Raw genomic sequence first — 21,010 nt, 5'->3', positions numbered from 1 at the left:
TCTCGTCCCAGGCGGCGCACCTCTCGATATCCACCGGGTTTGAAAAGGTCGAACCATGCTCCAAATTCGCGGCTCCGCTGCCCTGTCTCCCTTCCGTCTGGACAAGCTGATGTCCGCCCTGCGGGAAAAAACTCCGCACATCCGCCATGTTTACGCCGAATTCGTCCACTTTGCTGAGTTGGGCGGTGATCTGGGCGCGGATGAGCACATTGTGCTGGAGCGTCTGTTGACCTACGGCCCCAGGCTGGCGGAGGAGGAGCCCGTCGGGCAATTGTTGCTGGTGCTGCCGCGCTTCGGCACCATCTCGCCCTGGTCCAGCAAGGCCACCGACATCGCCCGGCATTGCGGTCTCGAAAAAATCAGGCGCCTGGAGCGGGGCGTGGCCTTCTATGTGCGCAAGGCGGACGAGAGCGCCCTGACGTCCGCCGAGCGGGCGGCGCTGCTGCCCCTGATCCACGATCGCATGACCGAGATGGTGGTGGACGATCTGGCCGATGCCGAGGGCCTGTTCCGGCACGCCGAGCCGGCGCCCCTGCAGACCGTGGATGTCCTGAACGGCGGCCGGGCGGCGCTGGCGCAGGCCAATCTGGCCTGGGGCCTGGCCTTGAGCCCGGACGAGATGGATTATCTGGTGGAGAATTTCACCCGCATGGGGCGCAACCCCACGGACGTGGAGCTCATGATGTTCGCCCAGGCCAATTCGGAGCATTGCCGCCACAAGATCTTCAATGCCGAATGGGTCATCGACGGCGAGCGGCAGGAACTGTCCCTTTTCGCCATGATCCGCAATACCCACCGGCAGCATCCCGCGGGCACCCTGTCCGCCTACAAGGACAACGCGGCGGTGATCGAGGGCTTCGCCGTCGAGCGCTTCTTCCCCGACCCCGAAACCCAGGGCTATGCTTACCATGCCGAGGATACCCACATCCTCATGAAGGTGGAGACCCACAATCACCCCACCGCCATCTCGCCTTTCCCGGGGGCGGCGACCGGGGCCGGCGGCGAGATCCGCGACGAGGGCGCCACCGGCCGCGGCGCCAAGCCCAAGGCGGGGCTCAGCGGCTTTTCCGTGTCCAACCTGCGCATTCCCGGTGCCGAGCAGCCCTGGGAACAGCCGGCCTACGGCAAGCCGGAACGCATCGCTTCGGCGCTGGACATCATGCTGGAAGGCCCCATCGGCGCGGCGGCCTTCAACAACGAGTTCGGGCGTCCCAGCATCTGCGGCTACTTCCGCACCTTCGAGCAGGCGGTGGCCGGCGAAGTGCGCGGCTATCACAAGCCCATCATGCTGGCCGGCGGCCTGGGCAACATCCGCCCCCAGCACGTGCAAAAGCGGGAGATCCCGGCGGGCGCCTATCTCGTCGTGCTGGGCGGGCCGGCCATGCTGATCGGCCTGGGCGGCGGCGCTGCCTCCAGCGTGGCCACCGGCGAGGGCCAGGAGGAGCTGGATTTCGCCTCGGTGCAGCGCGGCAACCCGGAGATGCAGCGCCGCGCCCAAGAGGTGATCGACCGGTGCTGGCAGTTGGGTGAGGCCAATCCCATCGTGTCCATCCACGATGTGGGGGCGGGCGGCCTGTCCAATGCCCTGCCGGAACTGGTGAACGATGCCGGCCGCGGCGGACGCTTTCAGCTGCGCAGCGTGCCCAACGAGGATCTGGGCATGTCGCCCATGCAGATCTGGTCCAACGAAGCCCAGGAGCGCTACGTGCTGGCCGTCGGCCAGGAGCATTTCGAACGCTTCCGGGCCCTGTGCGAGCGCGAGCGTTGCCTTTATGCGGTGGTGGGCGAAGCCACCGCCGAGCAGCGCCTGGTGCTCGAAGACAGCTACTTCCGCAACACCCCCATCGACATGGAGCTGAGCGTGCTGCTGGGCAAGCCGCCGCGCATGACCCGGGTCGTGCAGCGTTTGCCGCGCCCGGCGGTGCCCCTCGACAGCACCGGCATCGAGCTGCGGGAGGCGGCCTACCGGGTGCTGCGCCTGCCGACCGTGGCGGACAAGCGCTTTCTGATCACCATCGGCGACCGCAGCGTCGGCGGGCTGGTCTGCCGCGACCAGATGGTCGGCCCCTGGCAGGTGCCGGTGGCCGACGTGGGCGTCACCGCCATGAGCTTTACGGGCTATCGAGGCGAGGCCATGAGCATGGGCGAGCGCACGCCGATGGCACTGCTCGATCCGGCCGCCAGCGGCCGCATGGCCATCGGCGAGGCGCTGACCAACCTGGCGGCGGCCCGCGTCGAGCGCCTGGAAGACGTGAAGCTGTCTGCCAACTGGATGGCGCCGGCCGGCCACCCGGGCGAGGACGCCGGCCTCTATGACACGGTCCGGGCCGTGGGCATGGAGCTGTGTCCGGCGCTCGGCATCGCCATCCCGGTGGGCAAGGATTCCATGTCCATGAAGACGGTCTGGCGCGAGGGCGGGGAGGACAAGGCGGTCACCGCGCCCCTGTCCCTGATCGTGTCCGCCTTTGCCCGGGTGCCGGACGTGCGCAGGACCCTGACGCCGCAGCTACGCGCCGATCCGCAGACGGATCTCTTCCTCGTCGACCTCGGCGCCGGCCGCAACCGGCTAGGCGGCTCGGCGTTGGCCCAGGTCTACAAGCAGCTGGGCGACACACCGCCCGATCTCGACGATCCGCAGCTCTTCAGAGGCTTTTTCGCCGCCGTGCAGCAGTTGAACGAGGCCGGCTTGGTGCTGGCCTACCACGACCGCTCCGACGGCGGCCTCTTCGCCACCCTCTGCGAAATGGCCTTCGCCGGGCACTCGGGCCTCGACGTGCAGCTCGACGGCCTGGGCGACGAGCCGCTGGCCGTGCTCTTCAGCGAAGAGCTCGGCGCCGTGCTGCAGACCCCTCGCGCGGCACGGGAACGGGTGCTGGCCGTGCTCGGTCAGCACGGATTGGCAGCCGTCAGCCACTGCATCGGCGCACCCGCGAGCGACGACCGCATCGTTTTTCGCATGGGCGGGCGCGAGGTGCTGGCGGACAGCCGCATCGATCTCCAGCGCGCCTGGTCGGAGACCAGCTACCGCATGCAGTCCCTGCGCGACAACCCCAAGTGCGCCCAGGAGGAGTACGATGCCCTGCTGGACGCCGAGGATCCCGGCCTGCATGCTCATCTGAGCTTCGATCCCGACGAGGACGTGGCCGCGCCCTATCTCAACCTGGGCACCCGGCCGCGGGTGGCCGTCCTGCGCGAACAGGGCGTCAACGGCCAAGTGGAGATGGCGGCGGCCTTCGAGCGCGCCGGCTTCGCCGCCGTGGACGTGCACATGAGCGACATCATCGCCGGGCGGGTCAGTCTGCAGGATTTCCGCGGCTTCGTCGCCTGCGGCGGCTTTTCCTACGGCGACGTGCTGGGCGCCGGCGAGGGCTGGGCCAAGTCCATCCTCTTCAATGCTCGCGCCCGCGACGAGTTCGAAGCCTTCTTCCAGCGCAGCGACAGCTTTGCCCTCGGTATCTGCAATGGTTGCCAGATGATGTCGAACCTGCACGAGATCATCCCCGGCGCCGAGCTGTGGCCGCACTTCGTGCGCAACGAATCGGAGCAGTTCGAGGCCCGGCTGGCGCTGGTGGAGGTGCCGGAAAACCCGTCCATTTTCTTCCGAGGCATGGCCGACTCGCGCATGCCCATTGCCGTGGCCCACGGCGAAGGCCGGGCCGAATTCCGCGATCCGGCGCAACTGGACCAGGCGCTGGCGTCCGGGATCGTGGCCATGCGCTGGGTGGATCACCGCGGCCAGCCGACCCAACGCTATCCTTTCAACCCCAATGGCTCGCCCAGCGGCATTGCCGGGCTGACCACGCCCGATGGACGCTTCACCGTTGCCATGCCGCATCCGGAGCGCGTGTTCCGGGCGATACAGCACTCATGGCGGCCGGACGATTGGAGCGAGGATGGCCCGTGGATGCGGATGTTCAGGAATGCGCGCGTGTGGACCCAGTGAGGAGCCGATGAGCAGAAAAGCCACTCCGATGAAGCGCGTACGCCTTTGGTAAGTTGCCTGCGCCGGCCGATGCCAGCAAACTCGGTAAATGAGCGGTGTTTTACAGAAAACCGTCTTTACTTACATGCAAGGGCAAAAGGAGCGCGTAATGTACAACATTCTGTATATCATCGGCGCCATCGTGGTCATCGTGGTGGTTTTGCGGGTATTGGGTTTGATGTAGCGCGACAGGACGCTGACGATCCCTATGGGGCCTTTCTTGCGGCACGGGTGTCGCTGACTGCGCCGTGGCGCACCCGCAAGCAGGGGGAATATGGGTTGTTGGAGGGTGCCCGAGAAGCGGCGGGCCATGGTGGAACCTGCTTGGTAATCGCAACAGGAAAATACAGGCTTTGGGCGGTTTTTCGAACCCGGCGCCAAATGCAACAAAGCCCGTCCCGCATCGGCGGGACGGGCTTGAATCAGTATTTTAACGAGGAATCACTCGGCTGGTCTGCAGACCCTTCGGACCCCGCGTTACTTCGAATTCGACTCTCTGGCCTTCGGAGAGGGTTTTGAAGCCGTTGATCTCAATGGAGGAAAAATGGGTGAAGACGTCCTCGCCGCCATCGGTGGGGGTGATGAAGCCATAGCCCTTCGCATCGTTGAACCACTTCACGGTACCGGTTTGCATGTGTCGTCCTCTTGCTCGTTTGAATGTTGCAATAAAGCCTGTAAACAGTGCTGATTAGAAGGATGCTGTACCCCCGGCGAATGACGGTTTCCAGCCGACCCGAAATCTATCCTCCCGCAGCTTGTTGCCCGAAGCATGTTCGGTAATATGTTTTTAGCCTTTAAAGGTGGTTCCAGCAATAAGCCTTTAGTTCTACGAAATAATCGCCTGTCTGTGGAGATGCGCCATGGAGCATGAAGAATCGCTGGAAGCGCTGTTTCTCGATGAAGCCGAGGAGGCGGTGGCTGCGTTGCCGGATTGGGTGCAGGCGCAAATGAGCAATGTCGCCTTTTTCGTGGAGGCCTATCCGAGCGCCGAAGTCCAGGCCAGCCTGGGCGTGGAGGATCCTTACGATCTGCTTGGCCTTTACACCGGCACGCCCTTGCCCGATCGGGGCGGGCAATACGGTTACGGGAATCTGCCCGACGCCATTTACCTGTATCGTGAGCCCATCCTGGCTTATTGCGAGGAGACCGGGGAGGATCTGCGGCATTGCGTCCGCCACGTGGTGGTGCATGAGGTCGGCCACTACTTGGGCCTGTCCGACGCGGAGATGGAGGCGATAGAAAAAAGTTAGCCCGCCATGGGCGGGCCAACACTTCAATGAAACGGGTGCTGCCTTTAGCGCTTGGCCTGAGCCCGTTTGGTTTCGGTTTGTCCTTGCTGATAGGCCAGTTCCGCCTGGATCTTGGCCTCCTTCGCCAGCTGTTCGGCCTTGTCGAATTCGTTCTTCTTGTAGGCGTCCTGGGCGTCCTTCATCAGTTTCTCCGTGGTGGTCCACAGATAATGGATGGAGTCGGCCTGGGCCACGGCTGCCTGGGCCTCCTTCAGCGCCTGGTCAGCACTGGCCTGGTCTGCCAACGCGGGCAGGGAGGCGAAGAGCGCCGCGCCCGCGGCAACGGCGGTCAAAAGCTTTTTCATGCACATCTCCTTCAGTCCGGATGGTTTCAAGCGCTTTCCTCGTGCGCTTTTAAGCATAGATCCTGTGCCGGCTTTTGCCAAGCGAGGCTGACTCTGCGGCAGCGGATGCTGCGATTTTCCCGCAGGGGAGTTATGCTATATTAAAGATAAGATCAAGCTGACCGGTAAGACGGGTCACGACAGGATGCTAAAATGATTGACGCAGACGGCTACCGTCCCAATGTGGGGATGATAATTTGCAATGACAAGGACGAAGTGCTGTGGGCGCGCCGCATCGGAGAGCGCTCCTGGCAGTTTCCGCAGGGCGGCATGCACCCCCACGAGAGCCCGGAAGAAGCCATGTTTCGGGAGCTGAAGGAGGAGGTGGGTACCGACAAGGTCGAAATTCTGGGGCGTACCCGCAACTGGCTGCGCTACGAGCTCCCCTACAGCCGTCACCGTGCCCGCTCGCGCACCCGCTACCGCGGCCAGAAGCAAATCTGGTTCCTGTTGCGCTTTGCCGGTGATGAAGAGGAGATCAACCTGGCCACCGCCCGGCCTGAATTCGACGAGTGGCGCTGGGTGGACTACTGGTCGCCCATCGACGAGATCATCGAGTTCAAGCGCCAAGTCTATCAGCAGGCCCTATGCGAACTGGCGCCCTTGCTGGGCAAGGCGGTGCCGTCGGGGCGCTGGGCAGTGCGTAGCGGGAGCGTGTAGGGGAAACGCGGAGATGTTGCCGCGGAGCGCTTCAAGCGCTCTGGCGGGGACTGCGGAGGTGCAGGCGCCCTCCTGGCCGGAGCCGGGAGGGCGCTCTCGTTTCGGCCTTACTTTTTCATGGACTTGATGGCGAAATAGGCCGACATGACCCCGACCATGCCCACCGCGAAAGCAACGGTGAAGACCGACAGCACTCCAGTGCTCGTGCTAAACAGGACATCCAGCATTGTAGCCTCCTTGGGTGTTTGTGGCGGTTCCATGATACTGCCAAGATAAAAAAATATAAAGGTATTTTTATTTTGTAAAGAGGCGTGCCGATGCCGGGGGCGTGCAACGCACCCGAAGCGGGGAGGCTAGGCGGCAACCCTCCGTCCGTGCGTCGGGAGAGCGGCCGGAATGTTGCCTATTTGCCTGAAGCCTTGAGGAACAGGAAAACGGCCAAAGAGATCAGTACGACAATGATGCCGACGAAAGCTGCCAGACTCATGATGCCCAGATCGGTATCGAGAAAGTTCAGCATGTGTGTCTCCTTGTCTTTTACCCCACTCTGATTTTAAATCGAATCTCCCGCAAATGAGAATGGCCTGCCTATGCAAGAACTCCTGAGCTTTTTCGATCGCAGCGTATACTGGGTGGAAGGCGGCAACGAGCGTCCGGCCGTGTACTACATCCATGACCGTGAGGCAGGCGGCATCCTGGTGAATGCCCCGCGCTTCTCCCCGGAACGGCTGGCGCAGCTGCGCGCCATCGTGGAGCCGGCCTATCTTTTTCTGCCCAGCCGCCTGGGCGCGCAGGATCTCGGCGCCTGGCAGGCGGCTGGCGTGAAGCTGGTGGCCTACGGCCATGAGGGGCGGGGGCTGGAGGTGCCCATGGATGTCGAGTTGGACAACAAGACCCGCTTCACCCGCACCATGGACTTCCTGCCCATGTCGGGGCGCACGGCCGGCGCCTGCGCCTTGCGCTTCAAGAACAAGCCGGGCGCCATCTTCTTCGGACCGATTCTGGAGCCGGGCGCGGACGGCTGGCCGACGCTGGTGTTCCACCCGGATGATCACTCCGCCGAGTCCCGGCTCTTCGGTGTGCTGGGCTTGCAGGACCTGCATTACGAGTACGCCTTCACCGATCGCTTCGAGCCGGGCGTGACCCGCTACGGTCCCGGCGCCGACGCAGCCATCCAGGCCGCCATCAATCGGGTCCTGGAGAGCTGACGGGGTGGTGCGCTAGCCGTTGCCGGTATTCGCCCGCTCGCTTCTGCTTTCCGGGCGCGGCGGGTAGCGGATGGCCAGGGTACGGGCGCCCACCAGCACGGCCAGGAGCCCGGCGATGGCCAGCAGGTCGGGCCAGGCGAGGCTGTGGCCGTACAAGCCGATGAGGAGTTCGCGCATGATGAAGACGATGGTGACGTCGGCCAGCACGTGCAGGCGGATGCGATGGAACTCCACGTAGTCGGTGAAGGTGCGGAACAGCTCGATGAGGACGAAGACGCCGAGCACATTGATGACCAGCTGGGTAACGCCCTTGCCGGCGCTGTCGACCACCGGAAAGATCAGCATGAGGTCCATGACCAGCTTGTAGAAGCTGATGGCCAGGGTCACCAGCATGACCAGGATCAGGCCGATGACGAGGATGTCCAGAAGCTGCGCGTAAAGGCGCATGGTGCGGTTTTTCAGATCCACTTTCGTTCCTCCCAAAAGCAAAGGGCCCGCGAAAGGCCCTTTGGGTTGAGCGCTCTCAGGCGCCTTGCTTGGCCGCGCTGCGCCGCAGCCGGGACAGCAGGCGGCGGGCCATCTCTCCGAAGAGCTCCGTCTGCGTCGGGTGCGGATGGATGGCGTGGGCCACCTGCTCCAGGGTCAGGCCCGCCGACACCATCATGACCGCCTCGCCGATCAGGGTGTCCGCGTGGTCGGCCAGGAAGTGCACGCCGACGATGCGGTGGCTGCTCTTCTCGGCGACGATCTTGATGAGGCCGTCGGTTTCGCCGGTCATCATGGCCTTGGCGTCGATGCTCATGGGCACCTTGACTTCGGCGCAGTCCAGGCCCCGGGCCTTGGCCTGCTCCACGGACAGGCCCACGAAGGCGGCTTCGGGCCGGGTGAAGATCACGCCGCAATCCTTGGCCTCGTCGTACTTGGCCGGGTGGCCGAGCAGGTTGGAGGCCGCCACGCGGCCCTGCTGGCCCGCCGTGTGCGCCAGCATGAGCCCGCCGATCACGTCGCCGACGGCGTAGATGTGCGGCACGTTGGTGCGGCCGCCGGCATCCACGGCGATGGCGCCGCGCTCGCCGAGCTGCACGCCGGCGGCGGCCAGATTCAGGCCATCGGTCTGCGGACGCTTGCCGGTGGCCATGAGGACCAGATCGCAGTCGAGCCGCTGCTCGCGGCCTTCGCCGTCGGCAAAGCGCACGCGCATGGCGCCGGGCTGGCCGTCGATGGCCTGCACCTTGGCGCTGGTCAGGATCTGCATGCGCTCCTCGGCGGAGAGCAGCTTCGCCAGGGTGGTGGCGATCTCCGCTTCCACTTCGGCCAGGGGCCGGGCCTGGGCTTCCAGCACGGTGACCTCGGCGCCGAAGTCGCGGAAGATCTGCGCCATTTCCATGCCGATGGCGCCGGCACCGATCACGCACAGGCGGCGGGGCGGGGAGGCCAGGTTCCAGACCGTGTCGGAAGTGACGACGCCGCCGCTTTGCAGGCCCTCGGCCGCGCCGGGAATGGGCGGCACGAAGGTCGGGGCGCCGGTGGCGATGACGGCGGCGCCGAAGCTGATCTCGCCAGCGTCCTTGCCCTCGATGCGGACACCATGGGGGCCGGTGAAGCTGGCGAAGCCTTCGAGCACGGCGATCTTCATGCCCTTGTCGGTCTTCAGCGCCATTTCGCCGCGGGTCTGCAGGACCTGCTTGCGGTGGGCCTCCAGGCGCTCCCAATCGAGCTCGGGACGGTCGGTGTTCCCAATGCCCAGCAGAGCGTCATGATGGCGGTCGCGCATGCGGTCGGCGGCCGCGCGCCAAGCCTTGGACGGAATGCAGCCGCGCCACAGGCACTCGCCGCCGGGCAGGGGGGCATTGTTGATCATGGCCACCTTGATGCCGTGCTCGGCCAGTTCGCGGGCGCAGTCCTCGCCGCCCGGGCCGCCGCCGATCACCACCACCTGATAGTCGTAGTCGCCCGCCGGGATGGCCGGACCGGGACTGCCGAGCCAGGACTCCGGCTGCTCGATGACGCGCTTGAGATCCACCAGGAAGGCGGCCGCCTCGGCGCCATTGACCACCCGGTGGTCGGCGGTGATGGTGATGGGCATGCCGCTGGGTCCGGCGGCGGCGATGGCGATGATGGCCGCAGTGCCGGGGGTGACGATGGCGTCGAATTGGGCGACGCCGTACATGCCCATGTTGGAAACCGTGAAGGTGGGGTTGGCGTACTCCTCGGGAGCCAGGCGGCGCTTGCGCGCCCGTTCGACGATGCCGTTCCATTCCTGGTGCAGCGTCTGGACGTCGCGGGCGCCGACATTGCGCAGCACCGGTACCACCAAGCCGCCGCCCTCGGCGGTCACGGCGATGCCGATATCCTGGAAGTCGCGCTCGACGATCTTGTCCACCGGCTGATAGGCGGCGTTGACCAGGGGATGCAGCTTGAGCGCCTCGGCGGCGGCCTTGGCGATGGCCACGGTCACGGACACGCCGTTGGCCTTGGCGGCGCGGATCAGCGCCTCGGGCTGCACGTTGACGGTCACATGGAAGGTCGGCATGGTGAGGCTCGCCGTCATGCTGCGGCTGACCGCCTTTTCGATGGCGCTCATGGGCCGGCCTTCGCCGGGCACCTGGATCTCGGGCAGCTCCCAGCCAGCGGGGGCGGCGGCTGCTTGGCCCGGCCGGGCTTGCAGCACGTCGTTGCCGACGATCAGGCCCTGAGGACCGCTGCCGTTCAGGCCGGCAAGGTTCACATTCAGGCCGCCGGCTAGCTTGCGCGCGTAGGGCGTGGCGAGCTTGCCCGCCGGGCGCGGAGCCGGCTTGCCGCCGGTCAGGATCGGGGCGGCCGCGGATGCCGGTTTGGATGGCGCGGCGGAGGACTGGGTTGTCGCCTGGGTTTCCGGCGCCTTGGCCGCGCCAGCCACTTTCACCGACTCGCTGACCACTTGCTCGGGATGATCCACCAGGTAGCCCATGGCTTCGCCGACGGGCACGACGCTGTCCACGGCGGCCAAGGGGCCGGACAGGTAGCCTTCGCGGAACACCTCCACGTCCATGATGGCCTTGTCGGTCTCCACGGTGGCGACCACGTCGCCGCGATTGATCTTGTCGCCCGGCTGCTTCTCCCAGGACACCACCACGCCTTCGGTCATGGTGTCGGACAGCTGCGGCATCTTGATAGTATAGCTCGCCTCCGCCGGCGCAGCGGCGGGCGCGGCAGTCGGGGCCGCGGTGTTGGGGGTGGGCTCGGCCATGGCCACGGCGCCGCCGGGAGCCACTTGGCCCACTTCCTCCGGCGTGGCCACCAGGTAGCCCATGGCTTCGCCGACGGGCACGACGCTGTCCACGGCGGCCAAGGGGCCGGACAGGTAGCCTTCGCGGAACACCTCCACGTCCATGATGGCCTTGTCGGTCTCCACGGTGGCGACCACGTCGCCGCGATTGATCTTGTCGCCCGGCTGCTTCTCCCAGGACACCACCACGCCTTCGGTCATGGTGTCGGACAGCTGCGGCATCTTGATGACATAAGCTTCGGCCATGCTACACCTTTTTAGTGAGCTGTCAGCGGACCGCCAACCTGTGCGGAAAGACGGGGCCCGCTGTCTGCAAGACTTGGAAAACTGGATTCACGCTGCCTGGCAGCGTGAGCGGGGGCAGCGGGATCAAGCCGCGGCGCCGCCCGCGATGACTACTTACTTGCCGAGCATCCGCAGCACCGCATGCACCACTTGCGAGGCATTGGGAATGGCGGCTTTTTCCAGCTTGTGATTGTAGGGAATGGGCACGTCGGCGGCGTGGATGCGCACCGGGGCGGCGTCCAGCTCGAAGAAGGCCTCTTCGTTGATAATAGCGATCACTTCGGAGCCCACGCCGCACGGTGCCTCGTCTTCCTCCACCACGATGGCGCGGTGGGTCTTGGCCACGCTGGTCTTGATGGCGGCGCGGTCCAGCGGCTTCAGGGCGCGCAGATCGACCACTTCGCAGTCGATGTTGTGATGCTTGGCCAGGAACTCGGCGGCTTCCAGCGCCCAGTGCACGCTGATGTTGTAGCCGAACAGGGAGACGTCCTTGCCGGGACGGATCACCTCGGCGCCTTCCAGGGGCGTGAAGTATTCCTCGTCCGGCACCTCGCCTTTCATGTTGTACATGAGTTCGTGTTCGATGATCACCACCGGGTCGTCGCAACGTACGGCGCTCTTCAGCAGGCCGTAGGCGTCGCGGGGATCGCGGGGAGTGACCACGCGCAGGCCGGAAACGCCCATGAACACTTTCTCCATGCGCGCCGAGTGCTGGGCACCGAGCTGGTGGGCGGTGCCGCCGGGCATGCGGACCACCACCGGGGCCTTGATGCGGCCGCCGGACATGTAGTGGACCTTGGCGGCCACGTTGATGATCTGATCCATGGCCAGCCAGGCGAAATTGACGCTCATGATTTCGATGATGGGACGGCAGCCGATCATGCTGGCGCCAATGCCGATGCCGGTGTAGGAGTTTTCGGAGATGGGCGTGTCGATGATCCGCTCGGGACCGTATTTGGCGTAGAGGCCCTGGGTGGCCTTGTAGGTGCCGCCGGCCACGCCGATGTCCTCGCCCATGGCGAAGACCAGGGGGTCGCGGGCCAGCTCTTCATCGTGGGCCCGCTGAATGGCCTGCCAGTACATCATCTCGCTCATTTGCAACCCCCTTCGACCAACACGTATTTCCCCAGGTCCTCCACCCGCGGTTCGGGGCTTTCCTCGGCGAACTTGATAATGTCGTTTTCGATTTCGTCCAGCACCGATTTTTCCATAGCCTGATAGTCGTCCTCGCTGATGACGCCACGCTCGACGAGCTTGTTCTTGTAGAGCAGGACGGGATCGCGGCGCGCCCACTGCTCCACTTCCTCCTTGCTGCGGTAGGCGCCGGAGTCGGACATGGAATGGCCGCGCAGGCGGTAAGTGAGCAGCTCCAGGAAATAGGGGCCCTGGCCCGAGCGCACGTGGTCGACGGCCTTGCGGGCGGCCTCCATGACTGTTTCGATGTCCTGGCCGTCGTGCTGGCTGGATTCGATGCTGTAGGCGGCGGCGCGCTTGTACTGGTCGGTCACGGCGGTGCAGCGGTAGTCGGCGGTGCCGATGCCGTAGTGGTTGTTCTCGCAGACGAACAGCACGGGTAGATTCCAAATCTTGGCCATGTTCATGGTCTCGTGGAAGGTGCCCTGGTTGTTGGCGCCTTCGCCGAGGAAGCAGATGGAGATCTGGTCGGTGCCCTTCATCTTGATGCCCTTGGCCAGACCTGCCGCCAGCGGGAAGGGGCCGCCCACGAGGGCGTAGCCGCCCATGAAGTTGTAGTCGGGATCGAAGATGTGCATGGAGCCGCCACGCCCGCGGGAGGAACCCGTTTCCTTGCCGTAGAGTTCGGCCATGACCTCGCGCGCCGGCACGCCGGCCTTGATGGCGTGGACGTGATCCCGATAGCCCGTAATGACGTAGTCGTGGCCGGGACGGGCGGCCTCCAGCACGCCGATGGCGCAGGCCTCCTGGCCCGGGTACAGATGGAGGAAGCCACCGATTTTACGTTCATGGTAGGCTTCCGCGCAGCGCTCCTCGAAGCGGCGCGCAAAAAGCATTTCGCGCAGTAGGCGTTTCTGATCTGCGGCGTCCATAGTTCTCCCTAATGATATGCGCGGACGGTAGCGTCCGGTTACGGCTCGCACCCTCCTGGAGCAAAGCTGGTTTGTTTTTCGCCAACTGCGAAAAACGGCATATCATCGGATGGAACCGCAGGTGCGTCAAGCCGGGGCGCGAGCGCCGGCGCCCCAGGGGTTTCGCAAGCATCTGAAAGGATTGATTTTTATGAAGAGGGTTGCTGTTCCGCCAGCATGGCGTTGAGGGCGCGCACATCGTCTTCGGTCAGCACGCCGGCGGCCTGCTTGAGCTGCACGCGGGCCAGGACATGATTGTAGCGGGCATCGTTGAGATTGCGCTCGGCGCTGGCGAGGGCCTGCACGGCGTTGAGCACGTCCACGTTGGTGCGGGTGCCGATCTCGCGGCCCTTGCGGGTGGCCTCCAGGCTGACCTGGGCACTGCGCACCTGCTCCTGCAGGGCTTTGAGGGTGGCCATGCTGTCCTGCAGCCGCAGGAAGGCGGTCTCGGTATTCAGGCGGATCTCGTCGCGGAGATCTTCCAGTTGATAACTGCTTTGCTGGGCGCGGGCGCGGGCCTGGCGGGTGCGGGCGCTGATCTCGCCGGCATCGTAGAGCGGCATCGTCAGGTTCAGGCCGGCGAACCAGTCGTCGGTCTTGATGGTGCCGGTGAAGCCGCCCTTGTTGTGCACGTAGCCGCCGTCCAGGGTGACGACCGGCCAGCGTTCGCGGCGGGCGATTTCCACCTGCTCGGTGGCGATGTTGAGCTGCTCGCGGGCGGCGGTGAGCAGGGGTTGGTTGGCCTCGGCGCTGGCGATCCAGGGCCCGACCGTGGCTGGTTGCGGGCCCATGGGCTCGAACTGGGCCAGGCTGGCCACGCTGGTGATCGGCTGCTGGGTCAGGCGATACAGCTGCTGCTCGGCGATGCGGCGGTTGTTTTGCGCCTGGATGAGCGCGGCTTCGGCGCCGCTGACCCGCGCTTCGGCTTCGCGCACCGAGATGATTTCGCCGGTGCCGGCCTTCAGAAAGGCCTGGGCCTGGCGTAGCAGGGCCTCCAGGCGATTCTTCTCGCTCTGGGCGATGCGCTCCTGCTCCTGGGCATTGAGCAGGGCGAAGTATGCCTGGGTGACGCGCAGGATGAGGTTTTGCTGGGCCGCCAGCAGGTTGGCCTGGGCGCCGCGGATGTCCGCCCGGGCCGCACGCAGGGCGACCCAGCTCTGGCCGTTGAAGACCGGCTGGCTCAGGGTGATGCTGTAGTTGTTGCCGGTGAAATGGGTGGTGGTGCCCGGTCCGAAGCCACTCAAGGTCAGCCGGTGGCGGTTGATGCCCGCGGCGGCATCCACCTTGGGCAGCAGGGCGGCGCGCGCCAGCGGCAGGTTTTCCTGGGATACAGCGATCTGCGCCCGTGCCTGTCCCAGTTGCGGATCCCGCTTGGCGGCCAGCTCATACACGGTCCACAGGTCTGCCCCGTGGGCGAGTGGGAAGGCCAAGCCGAGGGTCGCGGCCAGAGAGAGCCGAAGCACGTTCTTGATGCGCATGGGTTTGACCTCTTGTCAGCGGAAATGCCGGTGGGTATAGTGTGCTGACCGACCGGTCAGTTCGTCAAGAGTGACTTGTTATTTGCATGCTGCCGCACGGCTCGTCCAGGCGGCGTGGCGGCATTGGAGCATCCGATTATGGCCAAGCCTTCTTCCAGGGGCGCTGGCGCCGCAGAAAATTCTGATGGCGCGCGCCGCATTTTACAAGCCGCCGAGAGTCTCTTCGCCGAGCAGGGCTTCAGTGCCGTCTCCATGAGCGCCATCGCGGAGACCGCCGGAGTCAGCAAGGCGAACATCTATCATCACTTTGCGACCAAGCAGGAACTCTACATGGCGGTATTGCGCGAGGCTTGCTCGGTGACCAGCGGTCTGCTCAACGACATGGAGGCGCAGGGCGTGCCGCTCAGAGAATCCCTGCCCCGCTTTGCCCACGCCCATCTGTCATCCCTGCTGGAACGCGCCGAATTCGCCCGCCTGGTGTTGCGGGAGCTGCTGGAGGAGGGGCCGAAGCGCGGCAAGGAACTGGCGGAGCAGGGCTTCGCCCCGTCCTTTGCGCGCCTGGTGGGCATCATCCGCGGCGGCCAGGCCAGCGGGGAATTGCGCGCGGATCTGGATCCGGCCATGGTGGCCACCCTGCTGATCGGCGCGGACGTGTTCTTTTTCGAGGCGCAGAACGTGCTGCGCCACTATCCCGAAGTGGACTTCGCGGAAAATCCACGGCGTTACACGGATATGCTCATCGATATCCTGTTACACGGCATATTGCCGTCCCCGGCCCGCTAGCCGGGTGCCGGCGGGCGGCAGCCGAGCGGCTTTGTACAGTCTTCGACCACAAAGGATTTGAACATGATCAGACCAGCTTCTTGGGCGCTCGTCCTGAGTGTCGTCCTGATGGCGGCGGCTTGCGGTAAGAAGGAGGAACAGCAGGCTCCCAAGGGGTCGCAAGGCACGCCCATCACGACGGTGCAGGCGCAGGCGCAGAACATCGAGGTCATTCAAAAATCGGTCGGTCAGGTGGACAGCGAATCGGCGCCGCAGGTAGCGGCCGAGGTGGCCGGGCGGGTCCTGCGCATTGCCGCTGATGAAGGCGACGTGGTGCGCAAGGGCCAGGTGCTGGCGCAACTGGACCCCCAGGATCGGCAGATCGCCCTGCGCGCCGCCCAGGCGGAGGTCGATCGCCTGCGGGCCTTGATCGCCAATCAGCAGCGCACTGTCGGGCGCTATGAGCAGTTGATTCAGGAGCAGTACATTCCTCGCAATACCCTGGATGATGCCCAGACTCAGCTGCATGTCTTGCGTGAGCAACTGGCCAGCGCCCAGGCGCAGGTGGCCAATGCCAGCCGGGAGCTGCGACTGGCCCGTGTGACCGCGCCCATCGATGGCCGGGTCCAGACCCGCATGGTGAGCCAGGGCGACTACGTGACGGTCGGCAAGCCGCTATTCCAATTGGTGAGCCTGCGCGAGCTGCGGGTGCATCTGCCGTTTCCGGAAACGCTAGCCGGGGAGCTGAAGCCGGGCTTGCCAGTGCGTCTGAGCGCGCCGACCGATCCGGGCAAGGTGGTCGAGGGGCGGGTGACCGAAGTGCGCCCGGCGGTGAGCGTAGCCAGTCGGGCCGTGGACGTCATCGTGGCCGTCACCAATCCGGGCGACTGGCGTCCGGGGGTGAGCATCAACGGCGAACTCATCCTGGCCGAACGTGCCGATGCGGTGATGGTGCCGGAGCAGAGCGTGGTGCGCCGGCCGGCCGGCGACGTGGTGTACGTGATCAGAGACGGTCGTGCCCAGCAGCGCGTGGTCAAGACCGGGATCCGCCGCGACGGCCAGGTGGAAATCACCTCCGGCCTGGCGGCGGGCGAGACGATCGCCAATGAGGGGGCAGGCTTCCTGAGCGACAAGGCGCCGGTCGTCGTGCGGGGGGCGCGTCAATGACTTTGCCCGAGCTGTCCATCAAGCGCCATGTCCTGGCGTTCATGTTGTCGGCTGTGCTGGTGCTGTTCGGCATCGTCAGCTTTCAACGCCTCGGCCTGGACCGTTTCCCCCAGATCGACTTTCCGGTCGTGTCGGTGACCACTACTCTGCGGGGCGCCAATCCGGATGTCATCGATGCCAGCATCACCAACATCATCGAAAGCCAGGTCAACAGCGTGCCGGGTATCGACCACATCCAGTCGAGCTCCTCGCCTGGCGTATCCGTGGTGAATATCACCTTCGATCTGGACAAGGACGTGGACATCGCCTTCAACGAGGTGCAGGCCAAGGTCAACCAGATCCTCAGCCAGTTGCCGGAGGATGCGGATCCGCCGGTGGTGGCCAAGGTGGAGACGGAGTCCTCGCCGATCCTGTGGTTGTCACTGCAGGGCGACCGCACTCAGCAGCAGCTCAATCAATATGCCCGCAACGTGCTGAAGAAGCGTCTGGAGACCATCGACGGCGTGGGTGAAGTGCGCATCGGCGGCCGGCGCGACCGCACCATCCGGGTCAACATCCAGCCGGCCAGCCTGACGGCCTACGGGCTGACGGTGCAGGATCTGGTCAACGCCTTCCAGCAGGAGCACTTCCAGTTGCCGGGTGGTTTCCTGGTGGGCGACAAGACGGAAAACCTGATCAAGCTGGATCTGGAGTACCATGATCCGGAGCAGTTGCGGCAGATGGTGGTAGGCTACAAGGACAATGCGCCGATCCACCTGGGCGACGTGGCCCAGGTGGAGGATGCCTTGGAGGACTTCCGCCAGTTGGCGCGCTACAACGGCAAGCCGTCGGTGGGCTTGGGTATCGTCAAGATTGCCAATACCAACACGGTGGCCATCGTCGACGAGGTGAAGCGGCGCCTGAACGAGGAGATCCTGCCCGATCTGCCGCCCGGCATGACCATTTCCATTGCTGTGGACAATTCCGTCTTCATCTTGGAGCTGATCCGCGCCCTGGAGGAGCATCTGATCCTCGGTACGCTGCTGGCGGCCTTGGTGGTCTGGCTCTTTCTCAAGAGCTTCCGCTCCACGGTGATCATCTCGCTGGCCATCCCGGTGTCGCTCTTCGGCGCCATCGCGGTCATGTATTTCGCCGGCTATACCTTCAACTCCATGACTATGCTCGCGCTGCTGCTGCTGATCGGCGTGGTGGTGGACGACGCCATCGTGGTGCTGGAGAACATCTATCGCCATCGCGAGCACATCGACCCGGACCCCGTGAGCGCCGCCCTGAACGGCACCAATCAGGTGATGTTCGCGGTGATGGCGGCCACCCTCACCCTGGTGTCCATTTTCGCGCCGGTGATCTTCATGGGCGGCATCATCGGTCGCTTCTTCCAGTCCTTCGCGGTGGTGGTGACCTTTGGCGTGCTGGTGTCCTGGTTCGTGTCCATGACCCTGACGCCCATGCTGAGCTCCCGCTTCCTGGCGGTGCAGAAGCAGCACGGCCGCGTGTACAACGCCCTGGAGAATGCCTTTCTGGCCATGGAGCGGACCTACGGCCGCCTGCTGAGCCTGGGCCTGCGGCATCGCTGGGGCGTGATTCTGCTCACCATCCTGGTGGTGGCGTCGAGCGCCTTTTTCTTCGCCCGCATCGGCAAGGGCTTCGTGCCCGAGGAGGACGAGGGCCGTTTCCTGGTCTTCGTGCGCACGCCGCTCGGCTCCAGCATCGAGTACACCAGCGACAAGCTGCGCGAGGTGGAGCAGGTGCTCGCCCGGAACAAGGCGGTGCAAAGCTACTTCACCGCCGTGGGCCTCGGGCAGGCGGGCCAGGTGAACCAGGGCTTCGCCTTCGTGCGCATGGTGCCGCGCGAGGAGCGCGACATCCGCCAGCAGGATCTGATTCCCCAGATCCAGCGGCAGCTGGCGCAGATCACCGGTGCCCGCGCTTTCGCCGCGCCGGTGCCCATCGTGGCCGGCCAGCGCGGCGAGCCGCTGCAGTTCGTGGTCAGCGGTCCCAACCTGCAGGAGGTGGCCCGCTACAGTCGCGAGATCCAGGAGCGCCTGTCGGCCAATCCCGACATCGGCCGCCTGGACATGGATCTGCAGCTCGATCTGCCGCAGCTCAAGCTGGAGGTGGACCGGGTGCGGGCGGCCAGCCTCGGCCTGTCCACCCGCGACGTGGCCTTCGCGGCCAACGTGCTGGCCGGCGGCCTGGACGTGGCCAAGTACAACGACGATCCGGGCGACGGCGAGCGTTACGACATCCGCCTGAAGGCAGTCGAGTCCGACTTCAAGCAGCCGGCGGACATGAGCCAGATCTATCTGCGCGGCAAGGACGGACAGATGGTGCGGCTGGATACCGTAGCCCGCTTCGACGAAACCTTGGGCCCGGCGGTGATCGGCCGCTATGACCTGCGCTACGCGGCCACCTTCTTCGGCTCGCCCAAGATGCCCCTGGGCGAGGCGGTGAATCTGGTCAAGGCGGCCGGCGAGGAGGTGCTGCCCACCGGCTATTCGGTCAAGTTTCTCGGCCAGGCGGAGGAGTTCGGCAAGACGGTCGGCTATATTCTCTTTGCCTTCGCCATGGCGACGATCCTGCTGTACATGGTGCTGGCCAGCCAGTTCAATTCCTTCCTGCAGCCCTTCATCATCATGATGGCGCAGCCGCTGGCCATGATCGGCGGCATCGCGGCCCTGTGGCTGACGGGGCACAGCCTGAACATCTATTCGATGATCGGCTTGATCCTGCTGGTGGGCCTGGTGGCCAAGAACTCCATCCTGCTGGTGGACATGACCAATCAGTTCCGGGCGGAGGGCAAGGGCATCGACGAGGCGCTGCGCGCGGCCGGGCCGATCCGGTTGCGGCCCATCCTGATGACCTCGCTGACCATCATTCTGGCGCTGCTGCCGGCCGCGCTCGGTCTGGGCGCCGGTGCGGATACCAATGGGCCGCTGGCGGTGGCGGTGATCGGCGGCATGATCACCTCGACCCTGCTGACCCTGGTGGTGGTGCCGGCGGTGTACTCGCTGATGGAGGGCGGCAAAGCCCGCTGGGAGGCGCGCCGCCGCCGCGCCGAGTGAAGCGCGGCCACAAAAAAGGCCCGGCATGAGCCGGGCCTTTGTGCCTGCGGGGGCGGCGCTCAGTAGCGCTTGAAGATTTCGCCCTTCTTGGCGGTCTGGTAGCGCTGTTCCACCACGTCCCAGTCGATGTTGTTCATGAAGGCCTCGATGTAGGCCGGGCGGCCGGCAGCCTTGTGGTCCACCATGTAGGCGTGCTCGAAGACGTCCAGGATCACCAGCGGCTGGAAGCCGGCGACGTTGCCGTCCTCGTGCAGCTGGATGAAGTGGTTGCTGATCTGGTCGGTGGTGGGGTCGTAGTAGGTGACGGCCCAGCCGATGCCGCGGGTCTTGCCGGTGTTCATGAGATCGGTCTTCCAGGCGTCCAGGCTGCCGAACTGCGCGGCGACCGCCTTGGCGAAGCCGGATTCGGGGTTCAGGTTCACGCCCGCCTTCAAGTGCCCGAAGTAGTACTCGTGCAGCACCATGCCGTTGTACTCGAAGCCATAGCGGCGGCGACGGTCGGCATAGGCCATGCTGCCGCTCTGGCCGTTGGCGCGCATGTCCGCCAGTTCCTTGCGCAGCGCGTTGCTCTGGGCGACATAGCCCTTGTACAGGCCCCAATGATCCTCGATCTGCTCGTCCGAGATGCCGTTTAGACCGCTGGGTTTGAGTTCTTCTCGTACGGTGTATTCAAACATGGTAGCCTCCGGGAGATAACGGGTTGGGTGAAGACGGGGTTGGTATTATAGGAGTACGCTCCGTCACTGGCAACGCGAATGCGGATGCGGTGGCCCGCCAGTGGTTTTTCGCAGTAAAATGGCAGAAGTTCTTGTGCTTTGGCTGAACGCGTGACATCCGATTTCCATTTCCGTTTTTGGAGGAATTCATGCAAGAGCGTTCCAACGAAGTGACCTTGCAAGGCGCACCGATCACCCTGCTGGGTCCCCGGCTGCAGCCCGGCGACAAGGCGCCGGTGTTCACCGCCCGCGTGGGCCTGGAGGATGTCTCCAGCGAGCGCTGGGCCGGGCGGCTGCGTTTGATTTCCTCGGTGCCGTCCCTGGATACGCCCGTGTGCGCCAAGCAGGCCACGCGATTCAACGAAACGCTGAGCGACAGGGATGTGGCCGTGCTGGTGGTTTCCCAGGATCTGCCGTTCGCGCAGACCCGCTTCCGGGAGGTGACCGGCATCAAGAACGTAACCTTCCTGTCCGATTACAAGGACAATGATTTCGGCTATAAATACGGTGTCTACATCAAGGAGCACGGCCTGGATCATCGCGCCGTCTTCGTGGTGGACAAGGACGATGTGATCCGCTACGTGGAGTACGTACCGGAACTGACCGATCACCCCAACTACGAGGCCGCGATGGCAGCGGTTAACGCCTTGTTGTGATTGATGTAGAATGAAAACGCGGTGCGGC

The 21,010-nt window shown here is 64.9% G+C and carries 17 protein-coding genes; 8 read left to right on the top strand and 9 right to left on the bottom strand.

Annotated features, from left to right (window positions below; all coding sequences use genetic code 11):
- Nucleotides 1-55: 55 nt before the first annotated feature.
- Nucleotides 56-3,943 (top strand): phosphoribosylformylglycinamidine synthase, encoded by a 3,888-nt coding sequence (purL, locus tag G579_RS0105125; protein ID WP_028989314.1) that lies wholly within the window; start codon nt 56-58, stop codon nt 3,941-3,943.
- A gap of 469 nt (nt 3,944-4,412) precedes the next feature.
- Here purL and G579_RS0105115 read toward each other — a convergent pair whose 3' ends face one another.
- Nucleotides 4,413-4,616, bottom strand: coding sequence for a cold-shock protein (locus G579_RS0105115; protein WP_028989313.1), 204 nt, complete (start codon nt 4,614-4,616; stop codon nt 4,413-4,415).
- A gap of 226 nt (nt 4,617-4,842) precedes the next feature.
- On the opposite strand from G579_RS0105115, the gene G579_RS0105110 reads away from it, so the two are divergent.
- A complete protein-coding gene (locus tag G579_RS0105110) occupies nt 4,843-5,232 on the top strand; it encodes a metallopeptidase family protein (protein ID WP_028989312.1) in 390 nt (129 codons plus the stop codon).
- 44 nt (nt 5,233-5,276) lie between these two features.
- Here G579_RS0105110 and G579_RS0105105 read toward each other — a convergent pair whose 3' ends face one another.
- Nucleotides 5,277-5,576 (bottom strand): hypothetical protein, encoded by a 300-nt coding sequence (locus G579_RS0105105; protein ID WP_028989311.1) that lies wholly within the window; start codon nt 5,574-5,576, stop codon nt 5,277-5,279.
- A gap of 192 nt (nt 5,577-5,768) precedes the next feature.
- Here G579_RS0105105 and G579_RS0105100 point away from each other — a divergent pair, with 192 nt between their 5' ends.
- Nucleotides 5,769-6,275: an RNA pyrophosphohydrolase gene (locus G579_RS0105100; protein WP_028989310.1), complete on the top strand. Its 507-nt coding sequence runs from the start codon at nt 5,769-5,771 to the stop codon at nt 6,273-6,275.
- A 107-nt stretch (nt 6,276-6,382) separates the two neighbouring features.
- Here the strand turns inward: G579_RS0105100 and G579_RS18555 are convergent, their stop codons facing one another.
- Nucleotides 6,383-6,502 carry a DUF3149 domain-containing protein gene (locus tag G579_RS18555; RefSeq protein WP_162142971.1) on the bottom strand — a complete coding sequence of 40 codons (120 nt, stop codon included), beginning with the start codon at nt 6,500-6,502 and terminating at the stop codon, nt 6,383-6,385.
- Between the two features lie 363 nt (nt 6,503-6,865).
- Here G579_RS18555 and G579_RS0105085 point away from each other — a divergent pair, with 363 nt between their 5' ends.
- Nucleotides 6,866-7,483: a hypothetical protein gene (locus G579_RS0105085; protein ID WP_028989309.1), complete on the top strand. Its 618-nt coding sequence runs from the start codon at nt 6,866-6,868 to the stop codon at nt 7,481-7,483.
- 12 nt (nt 7,484-7,495) lie between these two features.
- On the opposite strand, the gene G579_RS15990 is transcribed toward G579_RS0105085, so the two are convergent.
- From G579_RS15990 to G579_RS0105060, 5 genes are all read right to left on the bottom strand, one after another.
- On the bottom strand, nt 7,496-7,951 hold the full coding sequence (locus tag G579_RS15990; RefSeq protein WP_230973795.1) for a phosphate-starvation-inducible PsiE family protein: 456 nt from the start codon (nt 7,949-7,951) through the stop codon (nt 7,496-7,498).
- Between the two features lie 55 nt (nt 7,952-8,006).
- Nucleotides 8,007-10,997, bottom strand: a complete 2,991-nt coding sequence (locus G579_RS0105075) for an FAD-dependent oxidoreductase (protein WP_028989308.1) — start codon at nt 10,995-10,997, stop codon at nt 8,007-8,009.
- Nucleotides 10,998-11,150: 153 nt separating this feature from the next.
- A complete protein-coding gene (locus tag G579_RS0105070) occupies nt 11,151-12,131 on the bottom strand; it encodes an alpha-ketoacid dehydrogenase subunit beta (RefSeq protein ID WP_028989307.1) in 981 nt (326 codons plus the stop codon).
- Nucleotides 12,128-13,102: a pyruvate dehydrogenase (acetyl-transferring) E1 component subunit alpha gene (gene pdhA, locus G579_RS0105065; RefSeq protein WP_028989306.1), complete on the bottom strand. Its 975-nt coding sequence runs from the start codon at nt 13,100-13,102 to the stop codon at nt 12,128-12,130. Before pdhA ends, G579_RS0105070 begins: the two co-directional genes overlap by 4 nt.
- 188 nt (nt 13,103-13,290) lie before the next feature.
- Complete coding sequence (locus G579_RS0105060) at nt 13,291-14,619, bottom strand: TolC family outer membrane protein (RefSeq protein WP_028989305.1); 1,329 nt, start codon at nt 14,617-14,619, stop codon at nt 13,291-13,293.
- A 138-nt stretch (nt 14,620-14,757) separates the two neighbouring features.
- On the opposite strand from G579_RS0105060, the gene G579_RS15985 reads away from it, so the two are divergent.
- From G579_RS15985 to G579_RS0105045, 3 genes are all read left to right on the top strand, one after another.
- Nucleotides 14,758-15,402 carry a TetR/AcrR family transcriptional regulator gene (locus G579_RS15985; RefSeq protein ID WP_051180899.1) on the top strand — a complete coding sequence of 215 codons (645 nt, stop codon included), beginning with the start codon at nt 14,758-14,760 and terminating at the stop codon, nt 15,400-15,402.
- A gap of 63 nt (nt 15,403-15,465) precedes the next feature.
- The gene (locus tag G579_RS0105050; protein WP_038018302.1) at nt 15,466-16,548 is read left to right on the top strand and encodes an efflux RND transporter periplasmic adaptor subunit; all 1,083 of its coding nucleotides are present in this window, start codon (nt 15,466-15,468) and stop codon (nt 16,546-16,548) included.
- Nucleotides 16,545-19,610 (top strand): efflux RND transporter permease subunit, encoded by a 3,066-nt coding sequence (locus tag G579_RS0105045; RefSeq protein WP_028989303.1) that lies wholly within the window; start codon nt 16,545-16,547, stop codon nt 19,608-19,610. The genes G579_RS0105050 and G579_RS0105045 overlap by 4 nt, the downstream gene beginning before the upstream one ends.
- Before the next feature lie 59 nt (nt 19,611-19,669).
- Here G579_RS0105045 and G579_RS0105040 read toward each other — a convergent pair whose 3' ends face one another.
- On the bottom strand, nt 19,670-20,287 hold the full coding sequence (locus G579_RS0105040; RefSeq protein WP_028989302.1) for a superoxide dismutase: 618 nt from the start codon (nt 20,285-20,287) through the stop codon (nt 19,670-19,672).
- A gap of 188 nt (nt 20,288-20,475) precedes the next feature.
- On the opposite strand from G579_RS0105040, the gene tpx reads away from it, so the two are divergent.
- A complete protein-coding gene (tpx, locus tag G579_RS0105035) occupies nt 20,476-20,982 on the top strand; it encodes a thiol peroxidase (protein ID WP_038018299.1) in 507 nt (168 codons plus the stop codon).
- The last annotated feature ends 28 nt before the right edge of the window (nt 20,983-21,010 follow it).

Origin of the sequence: Thermithiobacillus tepidarius DSM 3134 (assembly GCF_000423825.1) — a bacterium.
Lineage (GTDB): Bacteria > Pseudomonadota > Gammaproteobacteria > Acidithiobacillales > Thermithiobacillaceae > Thermithiobacillus > Thermithiobacillus tepidarius.
The sequence above is the reverse complement of the archived record's forward strand: the minus strand, read 5'-3'. Positions and strand labels throughout refer to the sequence as shown.